This window comes from Corynebacterium sp. 51B, assembly GCF_008930785.1.
Classification (GTDB): Bacteria; Actinomycetota; Actinomycetes; order Mycobacteriales; family Mycobacteriaceae; genus Corynebacterium; species Corynebacterium megadyptis.
This window is the reverse complement of record NZ_PQMK01000008.1, coordinates 27,001-48,545: the sequence shown is the minus strand read 5'-3', so window position 1 is coordinate 48,545 and position 21,545 is coordinate 27,001. Positions and strand designations below refer to the sequence as shown.

Annotated in this window: 16 protein-coding genes; 8 read left to right on the top strand and 8 right to left on the bottom strand. The window is 63.0% G+C overall.

Translation table 11 applies throughout. The annotated features are described in order from the left end of the window. Nucleotides 1–43: 43 nt before the first annotated feature. Nucleotides 44–814 carry a heme ABC transporter ATP-binding protein gene (locus GBB14_RS09615; RefSeq protein WP_151530502.1) on the top strand — a complete coding sequence of 257 codons (771 nt, stop codon included), beginning with the start codon at nucleotides 44–46 and terminating at the stop codon, nucleotides 812–814. A 75-nt stretch (nucleotides 815–889) separates the two neighbouring features. Here the strand turns inward: GBB14_RS09615 and GBB14_RS09610 are convergent, their stop codons facing one another. Next, nucleotides 890–3,565, bottom strand: a complete 2,676-nt coding sequence (locus GBB14_RS09610; protein ID WP_151529830.1) for an HtaA domain-containing protein — start codon at nucleotides 3,563–3,565, stop codon at nucleotides 890–892. A gap of 165 nt (nucleotides 3,566–3,730) precedes the next feature. Continuing rightward, entirely contained in the window at nucleotides 3,731–4,165 is a 435-nt protein-coding gene (locus tag GBB14_RS09605; RefSeq protein ID WP_151529831.1) for a hypothetical protein, read from the bottom strand. A 443-nt stretch (nucleotides 4,166–4,608) separates the two neighbouring features. On the opposite strand from GBB14_RS09605, the gene GBB14_RS09600 reads away from it, so the two are divergent. Genes GBB14_RS09600 through GBB14_RS09590 form a run of 3 tightly spaced genes read left to right on the top strand, consistent with a single transcriptional unit; the run spans nucleotide 4,609 to nucleotide 9,081 of the window. Continuing rightward, nucleotides 4,609–6,300, top strand: a complete 1,692-nt coding sequence (locus GBB14_RS09600; RefSeq protein WP_192796110.1) for an HtaA domain-containing protein — start codon at nucleotides 4,609–4,611, stop codon at nucleotides 6,298–6,300. Next, complete coding sequence (locus GBB14_RS09595) at nucleotides 6,301–7,389, top strand: hemin ABC transporter substrate-binding protein (protein WP_151529833.1); 1,089 nt, start codon at nucleotides 6,301–6,303, stop codon at nucleotides 7,387–7,389. It begins immediately after the preceding gene. A 33-nt stretch (nucleotides 7,390–7,422) separates the two neighbouring features. Next, the gene (locus GBB14_RS09590; RefSeq protein ID WP_151550540.1) at nucleotides 7,423–9,081 is read left to right on the top strand and encodes an HtaA domain-containing protein; all 1,659 of its coding nucleotides are present in this window, start codon (nucleotides 7,423–7,425) and stop codon (nucleotides 9,079–9,081) included. A 248-nt stretch (nucleotides 9,082–9,329) separates the two neighbouring features. On the opposite strand, the gene GBB14_RS09585 is transcribed toward GBB14_RS09590, so the two are convergent. Both GBB14_RS09585 and GBB14_RS09580 read right to left on the bottom strand, forming a co-directional pair. Next, nucleotides 9,330–9,500, bottom strand: a complete 171-nt coding sequence (locus tag GBB14_RS09585) for a DUF4236 domain-containing protein (protein ID WP_151529835.1) — start codon at nucleotides 9,498–9,500, stop codon at nucleotides 9,330–9,332. 9 nt (nucleotides 9,501–9,509) lie between these two features. Further along, nucleotides 9,510–12,233 carry an ATP-dependent Clp protease ATP-binding subunit gene (locus tag GBB14_RS09580; RefSeq protein WP_151529836.1) on the bottom strand — a complete coding sequence of 908 codons (2,724 nt, stop codon included), beginning with the start codon at nucleotides 12,231–12,233 and terminating at the stop codon, nucleotides 9,510–9,512. Between the two features lie 378 nt (nucleotides 12,234–12,611). Here GBB14_RS09580 and GBB14_RS09575 point away from each other — a divergent pair, with 378 nt between their 5' ends. Beyond that, complete coding sequence (locus GBB14_RS09575; RefSeq protein WP_151529837.1) at nucleotides 12,612–13,268, top strand: heme oxygenase (biliverdin-producing); 657 nt, start codon at nucleotides 12,612–12,614, stop codon at nucleotides 13,266–13,268. Nucleotides 13,269–13,397: 129 nt separating this feature from the next. Beyond that, a complete protein-coding gene (locus tag GBB14_RS09570; RefSeq protein WP_151529838.1) occupies nucleotides 13,398–14,828 on the top strand; it encodes a GuaB1 family IMP dehydrogenase-related protein in 1,431 nt (476 codons plus the stop codon). A 96-nt stretch (nucleotides 14,829–14,924) separates the two neighbouring features. On the opposite strand, the gene GBB14_RS09565 is transcribed toward GBB14_RS09570, so the two are convergent. The 3 genes from GBB14_RS09565 to GBB14_RS09555 are packed head-to-tail and all read right to left on the bottom strand — an operon-like array spanning nucleotide 14,925 to nucleotide 18,510. Then, the gene (locus GBB14_RS09565) at nucleotides 14,925–16,559 is read right to left on the bottom strand and encodes a phospho-sugar mutase (protein WP_151529839.1); all 1,635 of its coding nucleotides are present in this window, start codon (nucleotides 16,557–16,559) and stop codon (nucleotides 14,925–14,927) included. Continuing rightward, on the bottom strand, nucleotides 16,560–17,213 hold the full coding sequence (gene deoC, locus GBB14_RS09560) for a deoxyribose-phosphate aldolase (protein ID WP_151529840.1): 654 nt from the start codon (nucleotides 17,211–17,213) through the stop codon (nucleotides 16,560–16,562). A gap of 13 nt (nucleotides 17,214–17,226) precedes the next feature. Further along, entirely contained in the window at nucleotides 17,227–18,510 is a 1,284-nt protein-coding gene (locus GBB14_RS09555) for a thymidine phosphorylase (RefSeq protein WP_151529841.1), read from the bottom strand. A gap of 295 nt (nucleotides 18,511–18,805) precedes the next feature. Between GBB14_RS09555 and GBB14_RS09550 the strand changes: the two genes are divergently transcribed. Next, nucleotides 18,806–19,225, top strand: a complete 420-nt coding sequence (locus GBB14_RS09550) for a cytidine deaminase (RefSeq protein WP_151529842.1) — start codon at nucleotides 18,806–18,808, stop codon at nucleotides 19,223–19,225. Nucleotides 19,226–19,228: 3 nt separating this feature from the next. Further along, nucleotides 19,229–20,443: a NupC/NupG family nucleoside CNT transporter gene (locus tag GBB14_RS09545; RefSeq protein WP_151529843.1), complete on the top strand. Its 1,215-nt coding sequence runs from the start codon at nucleotides 19,229–19,231 to the stop codon at nucleotides 20,441–20,443. A 105-nt stretch (nucleotides 20,444–20,548) separates the two neighbouring features. Here GBB14_RS09545 and GBB14_RS09540 read toward each other — a convergent pair whose 3' ends face one another. Then, complete coding sequence (locus tag GBB14_RS09540) at nucleotides 20,549–21,493, bottom strand: sugar-binding transcriptional regulator (RefSeq protein ID WP_151529844.1); 945 nt, start codon at nucleotides 21,491–21,493, stop codon at nucleotides 20,549–20,551. Nucleotides 21,494–21,545 lie beyond the last annotated feature (52 nt).

Genomic DNA, 21,545 nt, shown 5'->3' with positions numbered 1-21,545 from the left:
CCACCGCCCCCGTTTGAAGAGGACACACCGAGTCGAGTACCCCATGAGCACTCCCCTGCTATCAGCGAAGAACCTGAACGTGAGCATCACCGTGGATAACACGGAACGCGACCTGCTCAGCGATATCTCCATCGACCTTCAGCCCAGTGAGGTGCTCGGGCTGATCGGCCCCAATGGCGCCGGCAAATCCACCCTCCTCGCCGCACTCTCCGGCGACTACACCCCCAACTCCGGCGAGGTGCAGCTCGCCGGGCGCAGCTACGCCGAAACCTCACCGCGGGAAGCCGGTCAGCTGCGTTCGGTGATGCTGCAAGATACCTCGGTGGCCTTTTCCTTCACCGTCGAGGACGTGGTGGCCATGGGCCGCACCCCATGGAAGCCCGATCCGGACCGCGACGCGGAGATTGTGCAGGAGGCCCTCGAACTGCTCGATCTCACCGAGTTCGCCGACCGCGAAGTCTCCACGCTTTCCGGCGGTGAGCGCGCCCGGGCCGCCTTGGCGCGCGTGATTGCACAGCAATCGCAGGCGATGCTTCTCGACGAACCGATCGCTGCCATGGACATCGGCCGGGCCGAGGCCACCATGCGCACCATCCGTCGCGTCGCCCAAACCGGCCGCGGGGTGCTCATCATCGTCCACGATCTCGCCACCGCTGCCCGTCACTGCGATCGGCTCGTACTGCTGCAACACGGCCGCATGGTGGTCTCTGGCACCCCGCGCGAGGTGTGCACCCCCGAGATTCTCAGCTCTGTCTACGGCTGGGACATCGACGTCACCTGGGAGGGCGATCACCCGTGGATTCGCCCCCGCTAAAGCGGCGGAGGCGAGAATAGAAAAACAGCGGTGAATGCTCACCGCTGTTTCTCTTTAGGTATCGAGGCTGCGTATTTAGCGCTCGTTCTTCGACCGCTGCACGCGGGCACGCACGATCAACGCCACACCAATAGCGCTGATGAGTCCGGCGACAATCGCCATGCCGCGCACCGCCGCACCCGTGCGGGCCAAACCGGACTTCTCCTCTGCGGCAGAGCCTGCACTCGCCGCCTCGCGCTCCTGCGGGGAGACAGGCGCCGCCGAGTTTTCTACCGGCTTCGGGGTGTGCTGTGTATCAGCTGGAGTCTCCACGCCCTGAGATGCGGGGCCACTGACGACGCTGGGCTCGGGGGAGATGCTGGTCTCGCTCGGCGAGGGAACACTCGACAATGACGGAGCACTCTCGGAGGAAGGGGCCTCGGCGGTTGTGGTGTCCTCGGCGTCTGGGGTCTCCTCTACCGAGGTCTCTGGCGCGGCAGGGCTCGGCTCGGGAGTCTCGGTGGTGCTGCTCGACTCCGAGGGCTCAGTGCTCGTCTCGTTGTCCTCGGCTGGCTCAGGGGTGCTCTCTGGAGCATCCTCGCTATCGCCGTCCTCGGCCGCACCTTCATCCGTGTCTTCTGCGTCGGGTTCAGCGGTCGTGCTGGGGCTGGGCTCTTCGCTGGGTTCCTCGCTCGGCTCGGTGCTGGGGCTCGGCTCTGCGCTGGGTTCAGCGCTCGGGTCAGTACTGAGTTCAGTACTGGGATCCTCACTCGGGCTCGGCTCCGAGGAGGTCTCGCTGGCATCCGTATCTCCGGATTCCGATGCGTCGTTGTCCTCCTTAGGGTCGGCGGCGTCAGACGTCTCGGTGCTCTCACCGCTCTCTTCGCCCTCGGCGCCTTCACCGCCCTCGGTGTCCTTGTCCTCCTCGCCGAGGAGTTCTTCATCCTCGGCTTCGCTATCCACAGCCAGCGCCTCGCTGGTGGCGAAGCGATTGACCTCGAGGAAGTCCTCATAGGTTGTGGTGTCGGTGACCACGCCGCCGGTGATGATGTCTTCGGGGCTGCGGACTAGAAGCACGCGAGTCGTGCCGCTGGTGCCCTTGGTGTTCGGAATGGTCTGTTTATCGATAACTTCCAAGGTGCGCATATCCACCACATTCAGGGAGCCATCGCTTTCGGCGGTCACTACCGCGGTGCCATCGCCGAGGGGCACAACCCCTGAAATGCTGTGTAGTTCGCCGATGCGGGCGGCGTCGCCAAGCGGAGTGAGCTCACCGTTGTTGTAGGTGAAGAACTGCACCCGGGATCCCGTGGTGTAGCCGCTGTTGTAGAAGGCCACCGTGTCCCCAGAAACCGCCATGCCCGAGGGGCGCATGTCGGCGGCCACCGAATCGCTGCCAGGCACCACTGTGGCTTGGAGGTTGTCGGCGGCGGGATCAATACGCAGCGGCGGCACTCGCCAGGTGTCCTCGTCCTGATCCACCCCAGCGGCGGGGAAGAACAGCAGCGAACCGTCATCAAGCACAGCCATATCGCGCATCGGAGCGAACGAGTAGCTCTCGCCGTAGACGGAGCCCAACGCCTTATCGGAGGTAGCATCCAGCCCGTCAATGGTGGAGCGAACATTGGCAATCGCGCGGTCGCTGCGGGTGCCATCGGAGCTGCGGGTGATCAGCGTGGCATTGCCGGCGCCCTCATTGCGCAGCGCGTAGAGCACCCAGCCATCCTCGGTGGGGGCGCTGGCGATGCCGGTGATGGTACCGGCCTCGTCCTTCGCGATCACCTCGGTGATGTTCTCCAGCCCCTTGGGGCCGACGGAGGCCTGTTTCACGGCGCCATCATCGAGGAAGAACAGCGTGTTCTTGCCTGGCGAAACCACCCACGCGCTGTCATCCGAGGAAATGGACAGGTGCTGAATCTGTTGCATCGTGCGCACATCCAGCACGCTCAGCCCGCTCTTGGTGGCCAGTACGAGATAGTCGCCCACCATCACGGCGCGGGAGGATTCCACCTCCAAATCGGTGCGCACCCCACCAACCAGCTTGCGTCCGCCTGCCGCACCGGCCGGCATGCCGCCGCTTCCCTCATACGCGAACGAGACCGGCGCCAGCGGGCTGCCGAGATTGTAGAAATTGGAGAATGCACGCACCCCATCGGCGGTGAGCGTCGGCACCAGATTGCTCCACTGCGCCATCGATCCGTCCTGCGTGAACGTGGCTGAGGAGGGGTTGATCGTCGCGATGCGCGCTCGTTTCTTCTCAAACACCTCCCCGCTGGGGTACTGCTTGGCGTAGACGTCCATCTCGAGATAGGAGTCCTCGCCCACCACGATCGTCGGATCGCTGAACTCTAGGTCCAGATCGCAGCTGCCGCGCGCGGGCGTCGACCCGTTGCAATATTGCAGAAAGTGCACGGTGCCGTTGAACTCGGCGCGGGTGGTTGCGGTGTCCTCGTCATAGCTGACCTTCTTCAGCGTGAATCGATAGCCGCGTTCGACCAGGGCATCGCCCTCGATGGTCTTGCTCGCCCCGCCGCTCACACTCGTCGCGCCGCCCACATAATTGATGAAGCTCTCGCGCAGCGCCCACTCCATGTATTCCGCACTCTGCTGCTTATCGCTTGTCGACGCCACCTCGCCGCCACCGGCCTCCACCGCACCAGCGATAGCGCTGGGGTAGAGCATCCCCGCCAGAGAGACGGTCGTGGCGGCCGTGCAGGCCACGATGGTGCGGTTAAGAATATTTCCAGTCTGTGCTCGATTGGAAGATGTCACTGTGCCCTCACTCCATAATCCACGCAGCCCCTATTTAGGCTGCCCTTGCTCCTAATGAGGTAACTACACGTAGGATGACATGGGCAATAGGGGGTAACAACGTCCATCTATATATGCAGAACAAGCACACCCCCACAGGGGGAAATAGATTGATATTCGTTTATTTCATACATTGCTCAAAGCGAGCTGAGTAGCCGCAATTGAACATAGACCAACAGCTATATAGCCCACCATTGTGAGCCACTCCTCCGGCGGGGTCCAAGCGGAGAAAATAATGATGAGCATAAACACCACTGCCCACATCGCCACGGTCACAACTATTGTCTTAGCTGGGCTTTTCACTCCTTCCTCCGCGACACTCATGGCCCGTAACCGCCGCCGCAGAGGGTGAAAGAATATAGCAATAACGCAGGCCAGCAATGCTGTGGCGAATCCAATAAACAGATAAGCGTTCCCCATCGTTATGGACACCGCCACTGCCGCCATCACGAAGGCGAACAGCCCCCTCTCTATGGGGGTAACAGCATAATATTTATGTTCATCTAAGACCCCTGCTGGGTCCCATTTTTCTGGCGCAAAATAATCTTGGTCCGAACACATGCCTCGTTAGCCTACCCTATACTTTTCTTCTCTCTTGGTTTAACCTTTGCGCAAACATGTAAAGGAGGGGTGAGTATATGTCACTCTCACTTCTGCCCCGTGTCCGTCGGCAGCGCACCCGCCGCCGACTGGCAGCGGGGTTATCAGCGGCTGCCTTGACGGCCGCGTGTGTCATGCCGCTAGCTCCCACGGTCGCGGCGGAAGACACCACCACAACAACGACAAGCAGTGCCACATCCTCTACGACTAAGGAGCTGCCAGACCCAAGCACCAGCCAGTCCAAGGCATCGTCATCTGCAGACCTGTGGGGTTCCTCCGGCAGCTGGCCGCAGCCAGAACCATCCCCCGCCGAGCCGACGGAGACCACCAAGCCCTCCCCTAGCCCCAAGCCAAGCCCCGAGCCCGAGCCATCTTCACCCTCGCGATGCTCCGCATCTGAAGGCGTGAACATTTCTGGCGATGTGTCTTGGGGTGTGCGGGAGTCCTTCCGGAAATACATCAAGGGGCCGATCGCCAAGGGCAGCTGGAAGGTCAGCTCCCCGGCGAAGGAGAACAACGGCAGCTTCATCTTCCCCATCGACAAGGGGTTTGTGACTACCGGTGAGGTTAAGGGACTGATCCGTAGCGAAGGCAAGGTGGAGTTCAACGGCCACGGTGGACTGCTCAAGACCATCTTCGAAGATCCCGTCGTGGAAATGACCTCCCCACGCACGGCGAAGCTCTTTACCTCGATGTACAGCCAAGACCCCGAAGGCAACCCAGTGAAGGAGCTGGACAAAGAGGTATACTTCGCCGATCTCGAGTTCCGGACGGCTCCCATTGCCTCGGGTACGCACGTGGCTGAAGCGCGTATCACCGAGGATGGTTCCCAGGCGCTTTCCGGGTTCTACGACGCCGGCGACGCTCTGGACCCAGTCACCCTCACCATCAAGGTGAAAAAAGCCTGCGGCACAGCCCCCAAGCCCACGCCTGGGGATTCCGGTGGAGACTCCTCGAACTCCGGGAAGAAGCCGCAGCCTGGCCGCGAGACCGATAACGGGAACTCGGACAACTCCCGCCCAGGTGGCGGGGACTCCGAAGCACCCGCCGGTGGCAACGCTGGCGGCGACCCCTTCGGTGACGCCCCTTGGGGTGCGGACACTCCCGGTAATACCGACTCCGACGGCGGTATTGTTCCCCCGAACGCTCCTGGCGCCTCCGGCAACGCGGGTGGCACGAAGCCCGTGGCGGCCGCACCCGGACAGTCCGCGTCGGCGCGCACCTGTAATGGCGTGTCCTCCGGACAAGTGGCTTGGGGGGTCAAGCAATCCTTCCGCAGCTATATTCGCGGCTCGATTGCGAAGGGTGGCTGGCGCACCAGCGGCGTTCGCGACAATGGCGGCATCTTCGTGTTCTCCGGTCGATCCGGCAGCTTCGATCCCGATGCACGCGCCGGCACGATCGCTACCTCCGGCACCGTGGCCTTCAATGGCCACAAGGGGAAACTGGACATGAAGATCCGTAATCCACGCGTGGTGATCAAGGGCAACACGGGCCAGCTCGTAGCCAATGTCACCTCCTCCGACACCTCGGGCAACCCCTCCAACTTCGGCGATGTGGCTATCGGCACCCTGCAGGTGACCAGCCTCAACGCCACTAGCTCCGCTGTGTCTGGTTCCGCGAACGTGGTGCTCACCCAGGCCGGGTCCCGCGCCTTTGCCGAGTTCTATCCACCCGGAACAGCCATGGACCCAGTGAACTTCCGCGCCAAGCTCAGCGGGAAATCCGCCTGCGCTGATGGTTCGGCCGCCACCTCCAGCTCCGCCGGCGGCACCGGCGGAATGGCCTCGATTGGTGCGGCCGCTGCCGACGCCCTCGCCACTGGCGATTCGGTCGACGCTGTGGACCTCAACGGTGACGGCGTGATCGATGAAGAAGAACTGGCCGAGGGCGAAGGCGAGGAAGAGTCCATGTTCGAAGAGGGCAAGGACGTCGAGTTCAAGAACAAAAAGAAGAACAAGAAGGCGGAAGACACCGCTCTGGCGTCTGTCAGTGAGGGCATGAGCCCATGGCAGCTCCTCGCCGGTGGCGTCGTGTTCATCTTTGCGGCAGCCGGAACCAGCTACCTCGCGGTGCGACAAAAGAAAGGAGCCTAAGTGAAAATTCGCCTCGCGGCACTGAGCCTCATCGGCTCCGTTGTACTCGCCGGATGTGGACTCAACGTATCCACGCCCGGTGATAACAACAACAACGCTCGCGCCGAACAAACCAGTTTCGAGCAGGCGTTGGAGAACCTGAACAGCAGCTCCGCAGAGATCGGCGATAGCGGAGCTGTAGAGACTCAGCTCGTCGGGGATGTCACCCCCGTAGCCGAGGACGTCAGCCCTGAGCTTCCCGTAGAGCTCAGCGACTCTGATGGCTACGACGTCACCGTCACCGATGTCTCGCGGATCATGCCTCTGGACCTCTACGGCACTACCTCCCGCACCATTGCGGGCCTGGGGCTCAGAGACAACATCGTGGGCCGCACCGTCAGTTCCGAAGAGCCCAGCTTGCAGGAGCTGCCGGTGGTGACCCAAGGTGGCCACAACATCAATGTGGAGGCCGTGCTGGCTCTCGACCCGAGTCTGATCATCGTGGATCACTCCATCGGCCCAGACTCAGCTATTGACCAGCTCCGCGATGCCGGCGTGACCACCGTGGTGATCAATCCGAGCCGGAAGATGGCATCGATTGGCGACGACATCCGCACCATCGCCGGGGTCGTAGGCCTCGACGACGAGGGGGAAGAACTCGCGGAACGCGCGGAGAAGGAACGCGATGAAGCAATCGACGCCGTCAGCGAGATCGTCCCCGATCAGGCTCCCCGCGCTGCCTTCGTGTACGCGCGAGGTTCCTCTGGGGTGTTCTTCATTCTTGGACCGGAAAGCGGCACCGCAGAACTCTTCGAGTCTGTGGGCGCGGTGGATGCGGCCAAGGAAGCCGACATCGCCGACATGGCCCCGGCCAATGCCGAAGCCTTCGCCAAGCTCAATCCCGATGTCATCGTGATGATGTCCAAAGGGCTCGAGTCCACCGGCGGTGTCGATGGCATGCTCGCCCGCCCCGGCGTGGCCGAGACTAAGGCAGCCAAGAATAAACGCTTCATCACCATCGCGGACAGCCAAGCCTTGAGCTTCGGCCCTCAGACGGGCGAGATGATTCTCGCCTTTGCCACTGCCCTGTACAACCCCAACTCCCAGTAACACCAACCCTTATATCGAAAGGTATCTGACATCATGTCTCTGAATCGCTCCTCCCGCGCCCGTATTCGCCGCATGGCGCTTGCTGGTGCAGTCTCTGCCTCACTCGCAGTCTCCCTCACCCCCGCGACCGCCTTCGCAGAGGTAGTGCAGGACAAGAGCTGTGTTGCCGACAATAAGATCGTTGCCGCCCACAGCGGTACCTTCGAATGGAGTCTGCGTGACTCCTTTGTTAATTACGTCACAGGCTTTGTCGCCCGCGGCAGCGTGGAGTCCACTGGCTCCGTGACCGATGCGGGTAGCGGAAAGAATTGGACGTTCACCGCTGGGCAGGCATACTCCGCGGACCCCAACTCCGTGACCCTGTTTGTTCCCGGTACCCTCCACTTCACCGGGCACGGAGAAGGCGAGAATGCGAAATTGGACAATACTTTCTCCAATTTCCGCCTCGAGATCACTGGCACGCAAGCCGTGATGTACTTGGATGCAAAGTTCCGCAAGTTTGAGGGCATGACGACCGTTGGCGAATGGGAGACCATGAACAATGTTCGTTTCGCAGAGTGGACCCTCTCCGAACCGTTCACTGGCCAGTGGGGCGAGACCGTCACCTTCACCAGCGACGGTGTCGGTTACCTGACCGAAGAAGGAAAGGTCGCATTTGGCGGCTTCTACAACGCCGAGAAGGAGCCCGTATCACCGCTGAAGGTGGGCTCTGTGACCTTCGGTGAGGACTGCGATAAGCCTGATTCCGAGCCGGTCCCAGGTGACGGCGACGCCGACGGTGGCGACTCCGAAACCCCCGGCGACGCTGACGGCAGCGACGCTGGCGAGGGCGACACCGATAACGGCAACACCGACGGCGGCGACGCCGACGGTGGCGACTCCGAAACCCCCGGCGACGCTGACGGCAGCGACGCTGGCGAGGGCGACACCGATAACGGCAACACCGACGGCGGCGACGCCGACGGTGGCGACTCCGAAACCCCCGGCGACGCTGACGGCAGCGACGCTGGCGAGGGCGACACCGATAACGGCAACACCGACGGCGGCGACGCCGACGGTGGCGACTCCGAAACCCCCGGCGACGCTGACGGCAGCGACGCTGGCGAGGGCGACACCGATAACGGCAACACCGACGGCGGCGACGCTGACGGTGGCGACTCCGAAACCCCCGGCGACGCTGACGGCGGCGACGCTGGCGAGGGCGACACCGATAACGGCAACACCGACGGCGGCGATGCCGACGGTGGCGACTCCGAAACCCCCGGCGACGCTGACGGCGGCGACGCTGGCGAGGGCGACACCGATAACGGCAACACCGACGGCGGCGACGCTGACGGTGGCGACTCCGAAACCCCCGGCGACGCTGACGGCGGCGACCACCACACCCCAGGTCACGACAGTGACTCGAACGACACCAAGCCTGAGGACGGCCACAAGCCCAGCACCGACAATGATGGCGGTATGAAGCCGTCCACTGACGGCCACGACTCCACGGACGATCACAACCACGGGGCTCCTGCTGGGAACAACAACAATGGTTCCCACGGCGGAACCCATGCTGATCACTCGCACGGCTCCTCCGGCCTTGCTAACACCGGCGCCTCGGTGATGAGCACCACCGGCATGGCTCTCGGTTTGATCCTCACCGGTGCAGCTGCCGTCTTCCTCGCTCACCGCCGGAAGAACGCCTAGCGTCCTCACGCTAGTGCGCGGACAGTAAAGGGATTCGCCTCCCACTGCCACTAGACCACTGCTCTCCTCCCCTACTTATCTCGTCACAGGGGGAAGGAGAGCAGTTTTCTTATACGCCCACCCACTCCCCTGCTCGCTCACCTCTGGGCAACGAGTGAGGTGGGCAGAGGGTGGCGTCGATAAGCCTAAAAAACTCCCCACCGAACGGGCTATGCCATTCGGTGGGGAGTGCGCGCTGTGCGGCGGGACTACTTCCAGCGGCCGCGATAGGTGAGGCCACCCGGCAGATTCACCCACACACCACCGCGAGAGTTGAAGGTCACCGGCCCCACCTTGGTGGAGGTGGAGGCGCCAGAACCCGAGAAGTTAATCCACGAGTTCTTGCCCACTTTCTTGCGCTTACGGAACGTGATTCCCATGCTTGTCTCCTAGTTGTTCTCGCCGCGGGAGTCATCGTCCTCGCCGCTGGTATCGGAGCTGTCCTCGTCATCCGCCGCAGGAACCACAGTGTTATCGGATTCGGGAACATCCTCCTCGGCGGCGTCGCTGACTTCCTTGATCGCGGCGGCAGCCTCAGGGGAGATCTCGGAGAAAGTCTCCTGGGGCAGCGGCTTCGGGCGCGGAGTGAAGGTGAAGGTGGCGTCGTCGGTGTTCTTGGACTCGCCGTCCCAGCCCTCGACATCGACGGTGATAATCTCTCCGGCACCGACCTCACCAAAGAGGATGCGCTCGGACAGAGCATCCTCGATATCGCGCTGAATGGTACGACGCAGCGGACGAGCACCCAAGACCGGATCAAAGCCACGCTTCGCCAAAAGGTTCTTGGCCTTATCGGTGAGCTCGATGCCCATATCCTTCTCGGCGAGAGCATCCCGCACGCGGGAAATCAAAAGATCCACCATCTGCACGATCTCATCGCGGGTGAGCTGATGGAACACCACCGTGGAATCAATACGGTTGAGGAACTCGGGGCGGAAGTGCTTCTTCAGCTCGTCATCCACCTTCTGCTTCATCCGCTCATACTGGGCCTCGTGATCCATCTCCGAGGAGCCGGTGAAGCCCAAGCCCACCGGCTTCGAGATGTCCTGGGTGCCCAGGTTCGAGGTGAAGATCAATACCGTGTTCTTGAAGTCCACGACGCGGCCTTGGCCGTCGGTGAGTCGACCATCCTCGAGAACCTGCAACAAGGTGTTGTAGATCTCCTTATGCGCCTTCTCGATCTCGTCGAAAAGCACCACTGAGAAGGGCTTGCGGCGCACCTTCTCGGTGAGCTGGCCGCCCTCTTCATAGCCCACATATCCGGGAGGGGCACCGAAGAGGCGGGAGGCAGTGAAGCGGTCATGGAACTCGCCCATATCGATCTGGATGAGGGCGTCTTCCTCGCCGAAGAGGAACTCTGCCAAAGCCTTGGACAGCTCCGTTTTACCCACACCGGAGGGGCCGGCGAAGATGAACGAACCGCTGGGGCGCTTCGGATCCTTCAGGCCGGCACGGGTGCGGCGGATGGCACGAGAGACTGCCTTCACGGCATCGTTTTGGCCGATGATGCGCTTGTGCAGCTCCTCTTCCATGTGGAGCAGGCGATCGGATTCCTCTTCGGTGAGCTTGAATACGGGGATGCCGGTCCAGTGGCCGAGCACCTCCGCGATCTGCTCCTCGCCGACCTCAGCGATGTCCTCGAGGTCACCAGAGCGCCACTGCTTTTCCTTCTCGGCGCGCTCTTCACCCAGCTTGCGCTCCTTATCGCGCAGGCCGGCGGCCTTCTCAAAGTCCTGGGCGTCGATCGCGGCTTCCTTCTCGCGGCGCACGCTCGCGATACGCTCATCCACCTCGCGGATGGAATCGGGGGCGGTCATGCGCTTAATGCGCATGCGGGCACCGGCCTCATCGATCAAATCCACGGCCTTATCCGGCAAGAAGCGGTCATTGATATAGCGGTTGGACAAATTAGCAGCCGCGGACAGGGCGCTATCGGTGATAGAGACACGGTGGTGCGCCTCGTAGCGGTCACGCAGCCCCTTGAGGATCTCGATGGTGTCCTCCACCGACGGCTCGGGAACCTGCACCGGCTGGAAACGACGCTCGAGGGCCGCATCCTTTTCGATGTGCTTGCGGTACTCATCCAAGGTGGTGGCACCGATGGTCTGCAGTTCACCGCGGGCCAGCTTGGGCTTCAGCAGCGAGGCAGCGTCGATGGCACCCTCGGCGGCGCCGGCACCCACGAGGGTATGAATCTCGTCGATGAACAAAATGATGTCGCCGCGCTGGTTAATCTCCTTCAGCACCTTCTTCAGGCGCTCCTCGAAGTCACCGCGGTAACGAGAGCCGGCCACAAGAGAACCCAGGTCCAGCGAGTAGAGCTGCTTATCCTTGAGGGTCTCCGGAACCTTGCCATTAACGATGTCGAGGGCAAGTCCCTCCACCACGGCGGTCTTACCCACACCGGGCTCGCCGATGAGCACGGGGTTATTCTTCGTGCGGCGAGACAACACCTGCATAATGCGCTCGATCTCGTCCTCACGGCCCACCACGGGATCCAACTTGCCATCCTTGGCAGCCTGGGTGAGGTTACGCCCGAACTGGTCCAACACCAGGGAATTAGAACGCTCCCCAGCGCCACCGCCACCGCGGCCGCCGCTGGCTGCACCGGCGCCGAGCACCTTGCCACCGGCAGGTGCGCCGCCACCCTCGTCCTCGGAGCCTTCCTGGCCGCCCTCATAACCGGAGAGCAGCTGGATAACCTGCTGACGCACGCGCGGCAGATCCGCACCGAGCTTCACCAGCACCTGTGCGGCTACGCCCTCGCCCTCACGAATGAGGCCGAGCAGCAAAAACTCGGTGCCGATGTATTTGTGCCCCATCTGCAGGCCCTCGCGCAAGGACAGCTCCAACACCTTCTTGGCGCGTGGAGTAAAGGGGATGTGCCCACTGGTTTGCTGGGTGCCGTGGCCGATAATCTCCTCGACCTCTTGGCGCACAGCGTCGAGAGAGATGCCCATCGACTCGAGCGCCTTCGCGGCTACACCTTCGCCCTCGCTAATAAGACCGAGCAGGATGTGCTCGGTGCCAATGTAGTTGTGGTTAAGCATGCGAGCTTCGTCCTGCGCTAGCACGATCACTCGACGGGCTCGGTCCGTAAATCTCTCAAACATAGTGTTGTGTGTCCCCTTTACTTCATAAGCCGCGCGCGATAGTCCGCGCGCCGGCTCATTCAACTGGTGTTATTCGCTACACACACTCTAACGCGCGCGCGGCGGTGGTCATCCCCATCGCCGGCTGCCGCACCTTCTCCCACGGCAGCCCTGCGCATGTTTGTGCTGCTCAGGCCGCCCTGTGGAAGGTGTACGCCTGTAGCGAACACGCAGGGCGAGGCGTTCTCAACACGCCTCGCTCCTTGCCCTCAAAAAACTATAAGGTTAGGCTACACTCTAACATTTTCTGTGTGGGGGTTGAGCTCCCTCCTACTCGCTGCGCAGCGCACCGGGTTCGTAGGGGCTCACCACTGCCCCACCCTTGGTGAAAGGACATTCATGACTGCCTCTGTTGCCGAGCCCTTGTCCCTAGCATTGAAGGCCTCTACCGCCCAAGCCCACGACTTGGCGGAAAACGCCGAGTTCATCAAAAAGGTAGTCGGCGGCGAACTCGATGTCGCCGCCTACACCGCCCTACTGGAGCAGACCTATCAGTTCTATGCCGCACTGGAGTCCATGAGTCGCGGCCTGCAAAATGATCCGATCTTCGCGCTCATCTATGACGAGACGCTGATGCGCCTGCCGCAACTGCGCAAGGATCTGCGTGCCCTGCACGGCTCGGATACATGGCGGGAGAATCTCACCATGCTTCCCGCCACCGCCCGCTATTGCGTCCGCCTTGCGGAGATCGGCGCACTGGCCGATGGACCGGCGGCTCTCGCACACCATTATGTGCGCTACCTAGGCGATCTCTCGGGCGGCCAGGTGATTGCGGTGATGCTCAAGCGCCACTACGGGGTGAATGAGGAGGCGCTGAACTTCTACCGCTTCATCGGCATCGACAAGCCCAAGAAGTATAAGGACTCCTACCGCGAGAAGCTGGATAATCTGCAGCTCACCGAGGCGCAGCGCGAGCATGTTCTCGACGAGGCTGCCCGCGCTTTCCGCCACAATATGGAAGTCTTTGGCGATCTGAAGGAGCTCACCGGGATCTAACCCCTGCTGGGTGGCGGGCGCGGCGCTGGCTGTCGCCGCCGCAGGCGGCCGCACACAGTGGCACCGCCGAGCACGCGCACCGCGGGCCAGAACTGAGTAGTGTCCTGACCCGCACGTAGAGTACAGGGTATGCGTTTTCTCGAAGAACCTACCCATGAATTGACCTACTCCGACGTGTTTATGGTGCCCTCGCGGTCCTCCGTGGGCTCGCGTATGCACGTCGATCTCAGCACCAGTGACGGCACCGGCACCACCATTCCTCTCGTGGTGGCCAATATGACGGCCGTTGCTGGTCGCCGCATGGCGGAGACGATCGCCCGGCGCGGCGGGCTGGCAATCCTGCCGCAGGATGTGCCCGCAGAGATTGCCGCGGAGACGATTCGCAAGGTGAAGGATGCCCACCTCACCTTCGAGACCCCTATCACGGTCAAGCCCCACCACACCGTGGGCTATGCCCGCAACCTGATTCACAAGCGCGCGCACGGCGCCGCCATCGTGGTGTCGGAGGATAAACCGGTGGGCCTTATTACGGAAAAGGACCTCGTGGGCGCCGATAACTTCACCCAGGTGGGCGCGCTCATGGCCACCTCCCTGCTCACGCTCCCGGCAGATATTGATCCCCAAGAGGCCTTTAGTCGGCTGCGGGATGCCTCCCGCAAGCTCGCCCCAGTGGTCGATAGCGAGGGTCGTCTCGCGGGAATCATGACCCGCACCTCCGCGCTGCGCGCCACGGTCTATACCCCCGCGGTGGATGACTCTGGGCGGCTGCGAGTGGGCGCTGCCATCGGCATCAATGGCGATCTTGAGCAGCGGGTGCGGGTGCTTGTCGACGCCGGCGCTGATGTCTTGGTCGTGGACACGGCACACGGCCACCAGGATTCCATGATCGCCGCCGTAAAGCGGGTGCGGGCACTGGATCTAGGGCTGCCGATTGTGGCCGGCAATATCGTCACGGCCGAGGGCGTACGCGATCTCGTCGCGGCGGGCGCCGACATTATCAAGGTGGGCGTGGGCCCGGGCGCGATGTGCACCACGCGCATGCAAACCGGCGTGGGCCGCCCGCAGTTTACGGCGGTGCTCGAATGCGCGGCGGCGGCCCGAGAGCTCGGGGCGCATGTCTGGGCCGATGGCGGGGTGCGCGATCCCCGTGATGTGGCGCTGGCCCTTGCTGCGGGCGCCTCGAATGTGATGATCGGTTCGTGGTTCGCCGGCACCTTTGAATCCCCGGGTGATCTCATGCACGACGCCGATGGGCGCATGTACAAGGAGTCCTTCGGCATGGCGTCACGGCGAGCGGTGGAAAACCGCAATCAGCGCACCGAGGCCTTCGAGCGCGCTCGGCGCGAAATGTTTGAAGAGGGCATTTCCTCTGCGCGTATCTATCTCGATCCTGCCCGCGGCGGGGTCGAGGACCAGGTGGATACCATCATCAGCGGTGTGCGCTCCTCCTTCACCTATGCCGGAGCCGCCTCGATCCCGGAGTTCCACGAGCGCGCCGTGGTGGGTATTCAATCCGCCGCCGGCTACCAAGAGGGCAAGCCCCGCTCCTCGCGCGGCTAAACCCCGCCACTCTTTACGCCCCCACAATGACAACGATGGCAGCACCCTCATCAGAAGATGCTGCCATCGCGGACGTCAACGGCAGGTGCGCGGTTGTTAGAGCCCGAGGGCTGCAGCGAACTCTTCCTTGAGCTGCTCTAGCCGCTGTTCAGCGGCGGCGCGATCGGAGGCGATCACCTCGAGATAGCACTTGAGCTTCGGCTCCGTGCCGGAGGGGCGGGCGACAATGCGATCGCCGCCATCGGTTTCCACCCAGAATCCGGTGGTGGGCGGCAGCCCGCGGAATCCGGCGGACAGATCCGAGAAATCCGTTACGCGTGCGCCCGCCAACGTGGTCGGCGGGGTGGTTTTGAGCCGCTCTAGGGCGGCGGCGATGGCCGCTGGATCGGACATGCGGAAGGTCAATGGCGAGGTGACATACAGCCCATAGGCTGCGGCGATCTCGTCGAGGAAATCCTGCAAGCTCTTTCCCTCGGCGCGGAGGCGATCTACCAGATCGGCGACGCGCAAGCAGGCGGTGATGCCATCCTTATCGCGCACGATCTCCGGATCGGTGCAGTAGCCCAGTGCTTCCTCGTAGCCCATGATCATCTCTGGGGTGCGGGCAATCCACTTAAACCCGGTCAGGGTGGGCTGGAAGCGAAGGCCGTGGCGCTCTGCCACCTTGCCCAACAGGCGCGAGGACACAATCGACGCCGCCAGCGTGGCGTCGCCCCCCTCGTGGGAGCGGGCGATGTCCTCGGCGAGTACGGCGCCCACCTCATCGCCGGAGAGCTGGCGCCAGCCCTCGGCAGTAGGAATGGCCACGGAGCAGCGATCCGCATCGGGGTCGAGGGCGAGGATGAGCTCGGCGCCGGAGCGCCCGGCGGTGGCGATGGAGAGATCCAGCGCCCCATCTTCCTCTGGGTTGGGGAAGGCCACGGTGGGGAAATCAGGATCGGGCTCGAATTGCTCAGCCACCGGAGTCACCGCATTGAATCCGGTGCGGGAGAGCACGGTCTGCAGGACGCGACCGCCCACACCGTGCATGGCGGTGAACACGATGGGCAGATCGGATTCCCCGCTGCCCTGACGCAGGCTCACCGCACGGGAGAGGTACTCCTCCAATACTGATTCGGCCACCGGCTCGATATTTTCTTTGCGGCGCGGAATCTCATCGGCGTCTGGGGCGGCGGCGATGAGCTCCGCGATCTCCTTATCGGCGGGGCTGATCAGCTGCACGCCCTTGGCGGCGTCACTATCTACCACGCGGCCACCGAGGTAGACCTTATAGCCGTTATCCTTAGGCGGATTATGCGAGGCGGTCACCATCACGCCGGCGTCGGCATCGAAATGACGCACGCAGAAGGCGGTGAAGGGGGTGGGCAGCTGCGGCGGAATCAGGTGCACGATGCACCCTGCCGCGGCGAAGATCTCTGCGGCAGCTTGGTGGAAATCGGCGGAGCCGTAGCGCGCATCGCAGCCGATCACCACCACGGGCCGCTCCACCTGAGAGTTCAGCCATGCGGCCACGCCGGCAGTGGCGCGGGAGACGGTCGCCACGTTCATCCGTGACTCACCGCCCTCGAGGCGGCCGCGCAAACCGGCGGTGCCGAAATCCAGCGGGCCGGCGAAGCGAGCAGCGAGCTCCTCGGTATCGGCCGCATCGAGCAGGCGCTGCAGCTCGGCGGCGGTGGTCTCGTCGGGGTCGTGCTCGATCCACCGAGCGATACGGGAACGATCGATAGTCATTTAGTCCAACTCCTTCAGAATGGCGGCGGAGGAGGAGCAACCGAGACGGCTGGCCCCAGCGTCGATCATGGCTTGGGCGGTGGCGAGATCACGGATCCCGCCGGAGGCCTTCACCCCGAGGCGATCGCCTACGGTCTCGCGCATGAGGCGAACAGCCTCGACGCTGGCGCCGCCGGCTGGGTGGAATCCGGTGGAGGTTTTAACAAAGTCAGCCCCAGCGGCCTCGGCGGCCTGGCAGCAGCCTACGATCTCCTCGTCGGTGAGCACGGCGGATTCGATGATTACCTTGAGTAGCGCGTTCGGAATGGCCGCACGCACGGCGGCGATATCAGCCTGCACGGCCTCAAAGTCGCCCTCCTTGGCATCAGCGATGTTAATCACCATGTCCACCTCGTCGGCGCCCTGCTGCACCGACAGCGCGGCCTCGGCGGCCTTGATCTCGGACTGCACGGCACCAGAGGGGAAGCCGCACACGGTGGCCACAGAAACGCCCTCGGGGACGCTGATGGGCAGCTCGGAGGGAGAGACACAGATGGAGAACACTCCCAGCTCGCCGGCCTCGGCGGCGAGAGCCTCAAAATCGGCGCGGGTGGCCTCCGGCTTCAGCAGGGTGTGGTCGATATAGCGGGCGAGGTCTGCTCGGTTCAAGCTCATAACAACAGTCTCCTTAAACGATGCGATCAAGAATGATGGTGCGAGCCGGGGCTGGGCCATCGCCGATGACGATGCCCGGGCGGATGGATTCCAGCGCCCGCTCGATGCGATCGGGGGTTTCGGTGTGCAGGGTGAGCAGTGGCTCTCCCTTCTTCACCTCTTGGCCGATCTCGGCATGAATTTCAATGCCGGCGGTGGCCTGCACGGGATCTTCCTTGCGGGCGCGACCGGCGCCGAGGCGCCAGGATCCCACGCCCAACGCGAGCGCATCCAGGTGGGTGAGAACGCCATCGCGCTCAGCGCGCAGGATCTCCTGATGCGGGGCCACGGGCAGCGCCGCGTCCGGATCGCCGCCTTGGGCACGGATCATCTTCCGCCAGGAATCCATGGCGCGGCCATCCTTGAGGGCCTCTTCCACGTCCGAATCGTGTACGCCCACCAGCTCCAGCATCTCGCGGGCCAGCTCACAGGTGATCTCCACCAGATCAGCGGGGCCGCCGCCGGCGAGCACCTCGAGGGATTCCTCCACCTCGAGGGCATTGCCAATCTTGCGCCCCAAGGGGGTGTTCATGTCGGTGAGGAGTGCTCGGGTGTTCACCCCAGCGTCATTGCCCAGATCCACCATGGTGCGGGCGAGGGCGCGGGCTTGGTCGAGGTCCTTCATGAACGCGCCAGAACCGACCTTCACGTCCAGCACCAGCGCCGAGGTGCCCTCTGCAATCTTCTTGCTCATGATGGAGGAGGCAATCAGCGGGATGCAGTCGACGGTGGCAGTGATATCGCGTAGTGCGTAAATCTTCTTATCCGCTGGGGCGAGGCCGGCGCCCGCGGCTGCCACCACCGCGCCCGAATCTTCAAGGATGGACATGAGGCGATCATTGGGCACATCTGCCTGCCAGCCAGGGATGGACTCCAGCTTGTCGAGGGTGCCGCCGGTGTGGCCCAGGCCGCGGCCTGAGAGTTGCGGCACCGCCACTCCATAGGAGGAGACGAGCGGCCCGAGCGGCAGCGTCACCTTGTCGCCGACGCCGCCGGTGGAGTGCTTGTCGGTGGTGGGCTTCGACAGCCCGGAGAAGTCCATGGTGGTACCGGAGGCGATCATCGCCTGGGTCCAGTCCACGATCTCGCGACGGTTCATATCGCGGATGAAAATGGCCATGTTCAGTGCCGCCATCTGCTCATCGCCCACGACCCCGCGGGTATAGGCATCGATGACCCAGTTGATTTGCTCAGTGGAGAGTTCGCCGCTATCACGCTTGGTGCGGATGATATCGACGACATCGAATTGTTCAGCCATATCGCCTCTGTCCTCTTTCCTCTAGCAGGCCCCACCACGGCAGTGACCTCACTCACCGTGGCTACCCAAAAGTTAGGTAGACCCTTGATATTGCTCTTTGAGACCAAGTATCATCCCGCTTAGAACAAATGTCAATACGTGGATTGCCAATTGTTCCCTGTTTGTCGCGCTGTGCTTTCCGACGAGGGACCGTACGCTGATCAGCTAAGAGCTTGACCGCAGCCAACGCCGATTCATGCCCGGAGAGCGGCGTCGTCAAGCGTGCTTCTTCTCCCCAGCGAAAGGACCACCTCGCATGGTTGATCACGCCTCCTTGCTCGCGCGCGCCCGCGAAGCCGCCGAGCACGCCTACGCCCCGTACAGCGACTTCCCCGTGGGAGCCGCCGTGCTGAGCGCAGACGGAACAATCTACACCGGATGCAATGTAGAAAACGCCTCCTATGGGCTCACCCTGTGCGCCGAGCGCAATGCCACTACCACCATGATCGCCCGCCTCGACCCCGGCGATAGCGTGGGACGACGCATCGATACGGTCGCCATCGTGGGCCTAAACGCGGCACCCTGCTGGCCGTGCGGTGCGTGCCGCCAAGTGCTCCGCGAGTTCGGCTGCACCACCGTCGTGGTGGAGGATGATAAGGGCGAGCCTCTCAGCCTGAATTTCGACACACTCCTGCCCTATTCCTTCGGGCCCGAACACCTCTCTAAGGAGGCATAACCTATGGATCGCTTCCAAGGCCTCATCGGCATTTTTGCGATCTTCGCGGTACTGATCGCGTTATCCTCACATCGCCGCCAGATCAATTGGCGCACCCTGGGCGTGGGCCTATTGCTCCAAGTGTCCTTCGCACTATTGGTGCTGAAGTGGACTCCCGGTTTCCACGCTCTCGAAGCTGTCTCCAGCGCAATTGAGAAGCTGATCGACTACACCAACAAAGGCACCTCCTTTGTCTTTGGCCCGCTCTTCGGCGAGGACGTAGGCTTCATTTTCGCTCTCAACGTCTTACCGGTGATTATCTTCCTCGGCGCCATCATCGGCGCCCTGTACTATCTCCGCATTCTGCAGTGGTTCGTGGAAATCGTGGGCACCATCCTGCGCAAGGTGCTGGGCGTATCCAAGATCGAGGGCGTATGGGCCTCGACCGTGATCTTCCTCGGCCAGTCCGAGGCCCCGCTGGTGATTAAGCCGTGGCTGCCCAAGCTCACCCGCTCCGAGCTATTTACCTGCATGTCCGGCGGATTCGCCGCCGTGGCCGGCTCCACCCTAGTGGGCTATTCGCTGCTGGGCGCACCGCTGCCCTATCTGCTGGCCGCCTCGGTGATGAACGCCCCCGGCTCGCTCATGGTGGCCAAGGCCCTCATGCCCGAGACGGAAGAATCGCAGGTGAACGCCAATGTGCGCGAGGTACGCGATGAGGATTCGCGCAATATTATCGACGCCATCGGCACCGGCGCGCTCTCCGGCGGCCGGATCGCCGTCACCGTGGCCTGCCTGCTGGTGGCCTTCATCGCCGGTATCGCTATGGTCAATGCCGGCATCGGCGGCATCGGCAGCATCTTCGGCCAAGAGAATTGGTCCCTCGAGGGGCTATTCGGCGTGCTCCTCTCCCCGCTGGCATGGGCGATCGGCGTGCCCTGGGAAGAGGCCAGCTTGGTGGGTAACTTCATCGGCCAAAAGACCATTCTCAACGAGTTCGTCGGCTATACCGCCTTCTCCGAGCACGTGGATGATCTCTCCGCGAAGTCCGTGATGCTCACCTCCTTCGCCCTGGCTGGTTTCGCCAACTTCTCCTCTATCGCCATCCAGATTGGTTCCTTCGGCGCCCTCGTTCCCGAGCGCCGCTCCGAGGTAGCCGAGCTCGGCATCAAGGCCCTCTTCGCCGGCTTCTGCACCAATATGCTCAACGCCGCCATCGTGGGCATCGTCGCCTTCTAGCTTCGACGCTTATCGACGCCTCCCCGCCGCCACTCACACTGCGGTGGGGAGGCATTCCTCTGTCCAGGGCCACCACGCCGGAGCCGCGCCAGCCGGTGGGAATCCTTAGCGCTCGAGGATGGCGCAGGCGGTCTGGTGGTCAATCACCAGATGCGTGGCCAGCCCCATGCGCAGCGCGGCAGCAATGGCGGCGGTTTTGGATAGGCCTCCGGCCACGAGAATGCGTACCGGGCGAGAGGAGAGATCCGAAAGGCTAATCCCCACGGTGCGCTCGTCTACGCTCGGGGCCGCAATGGCGCCCTCGCTGGTGAAAAAGCGGGAGCAGGCATCACCCACCGCGTCCCGCTCCAGCTGCTGGATCTCGCGCTCGCTGAGATAGCCCATGGATAGCGGCAAAGAGTCGCGGTGCACCGCGCCGACGGTAAAGATCGCCACATCCGTGTGCGCCCCGAGCTCCAGGGTGTGGCTGATGAGCCGATCCTGCTCCACCACGGCTTTGGTTTCGGCGTTATCGAAAATCACGGGCAGCGGCAGGGTGCGGGCATAGGCGCCGAAGGCACGGCAGAAGAGATTGATGGTCTCGATATCGTTGCTGGAGCGTTCGCTATAACTCAACCCGCCCTTGAGCTGCACGATCTCCACGCCTTGGCGCGGGGTATCGCCGAGGGCACGCGCCACGGCATACATGGTGTTTCCCCAGCTCACACCCACGAGATGCCCATCATCGACGTGCTCTTGCAACACCAGCGCCCCCATGCGGCCGAGCTCTTTGAGGATTTCCTCGGAGGAATCGCGGGCGGTGTGCACCACGCGCACCTCTTTCAGCCCGTACTGGCCGAAGCGTTCCACCAGGGTTTCGGCCACGTGGCCGCGTTCTTCCCGCGGGTCGAGGATCTGGATGACGACATAGCCGCGCTCCCGGGCGTATTGCAGCAGCTTCGCCACGGTGGGGCGGGAAATACCCATCTCGGCGGCCACCTCGGCCTGGCTCATCTCAGACTCGTAGTAGAGCTTCGCCGCGCGGAGGGCCTGTTCATCGCGAGCATCCATACCGTGGGGCCTTTCCTTTTATCGATGTATTCACAAGCGGCGCTAGGGGAAT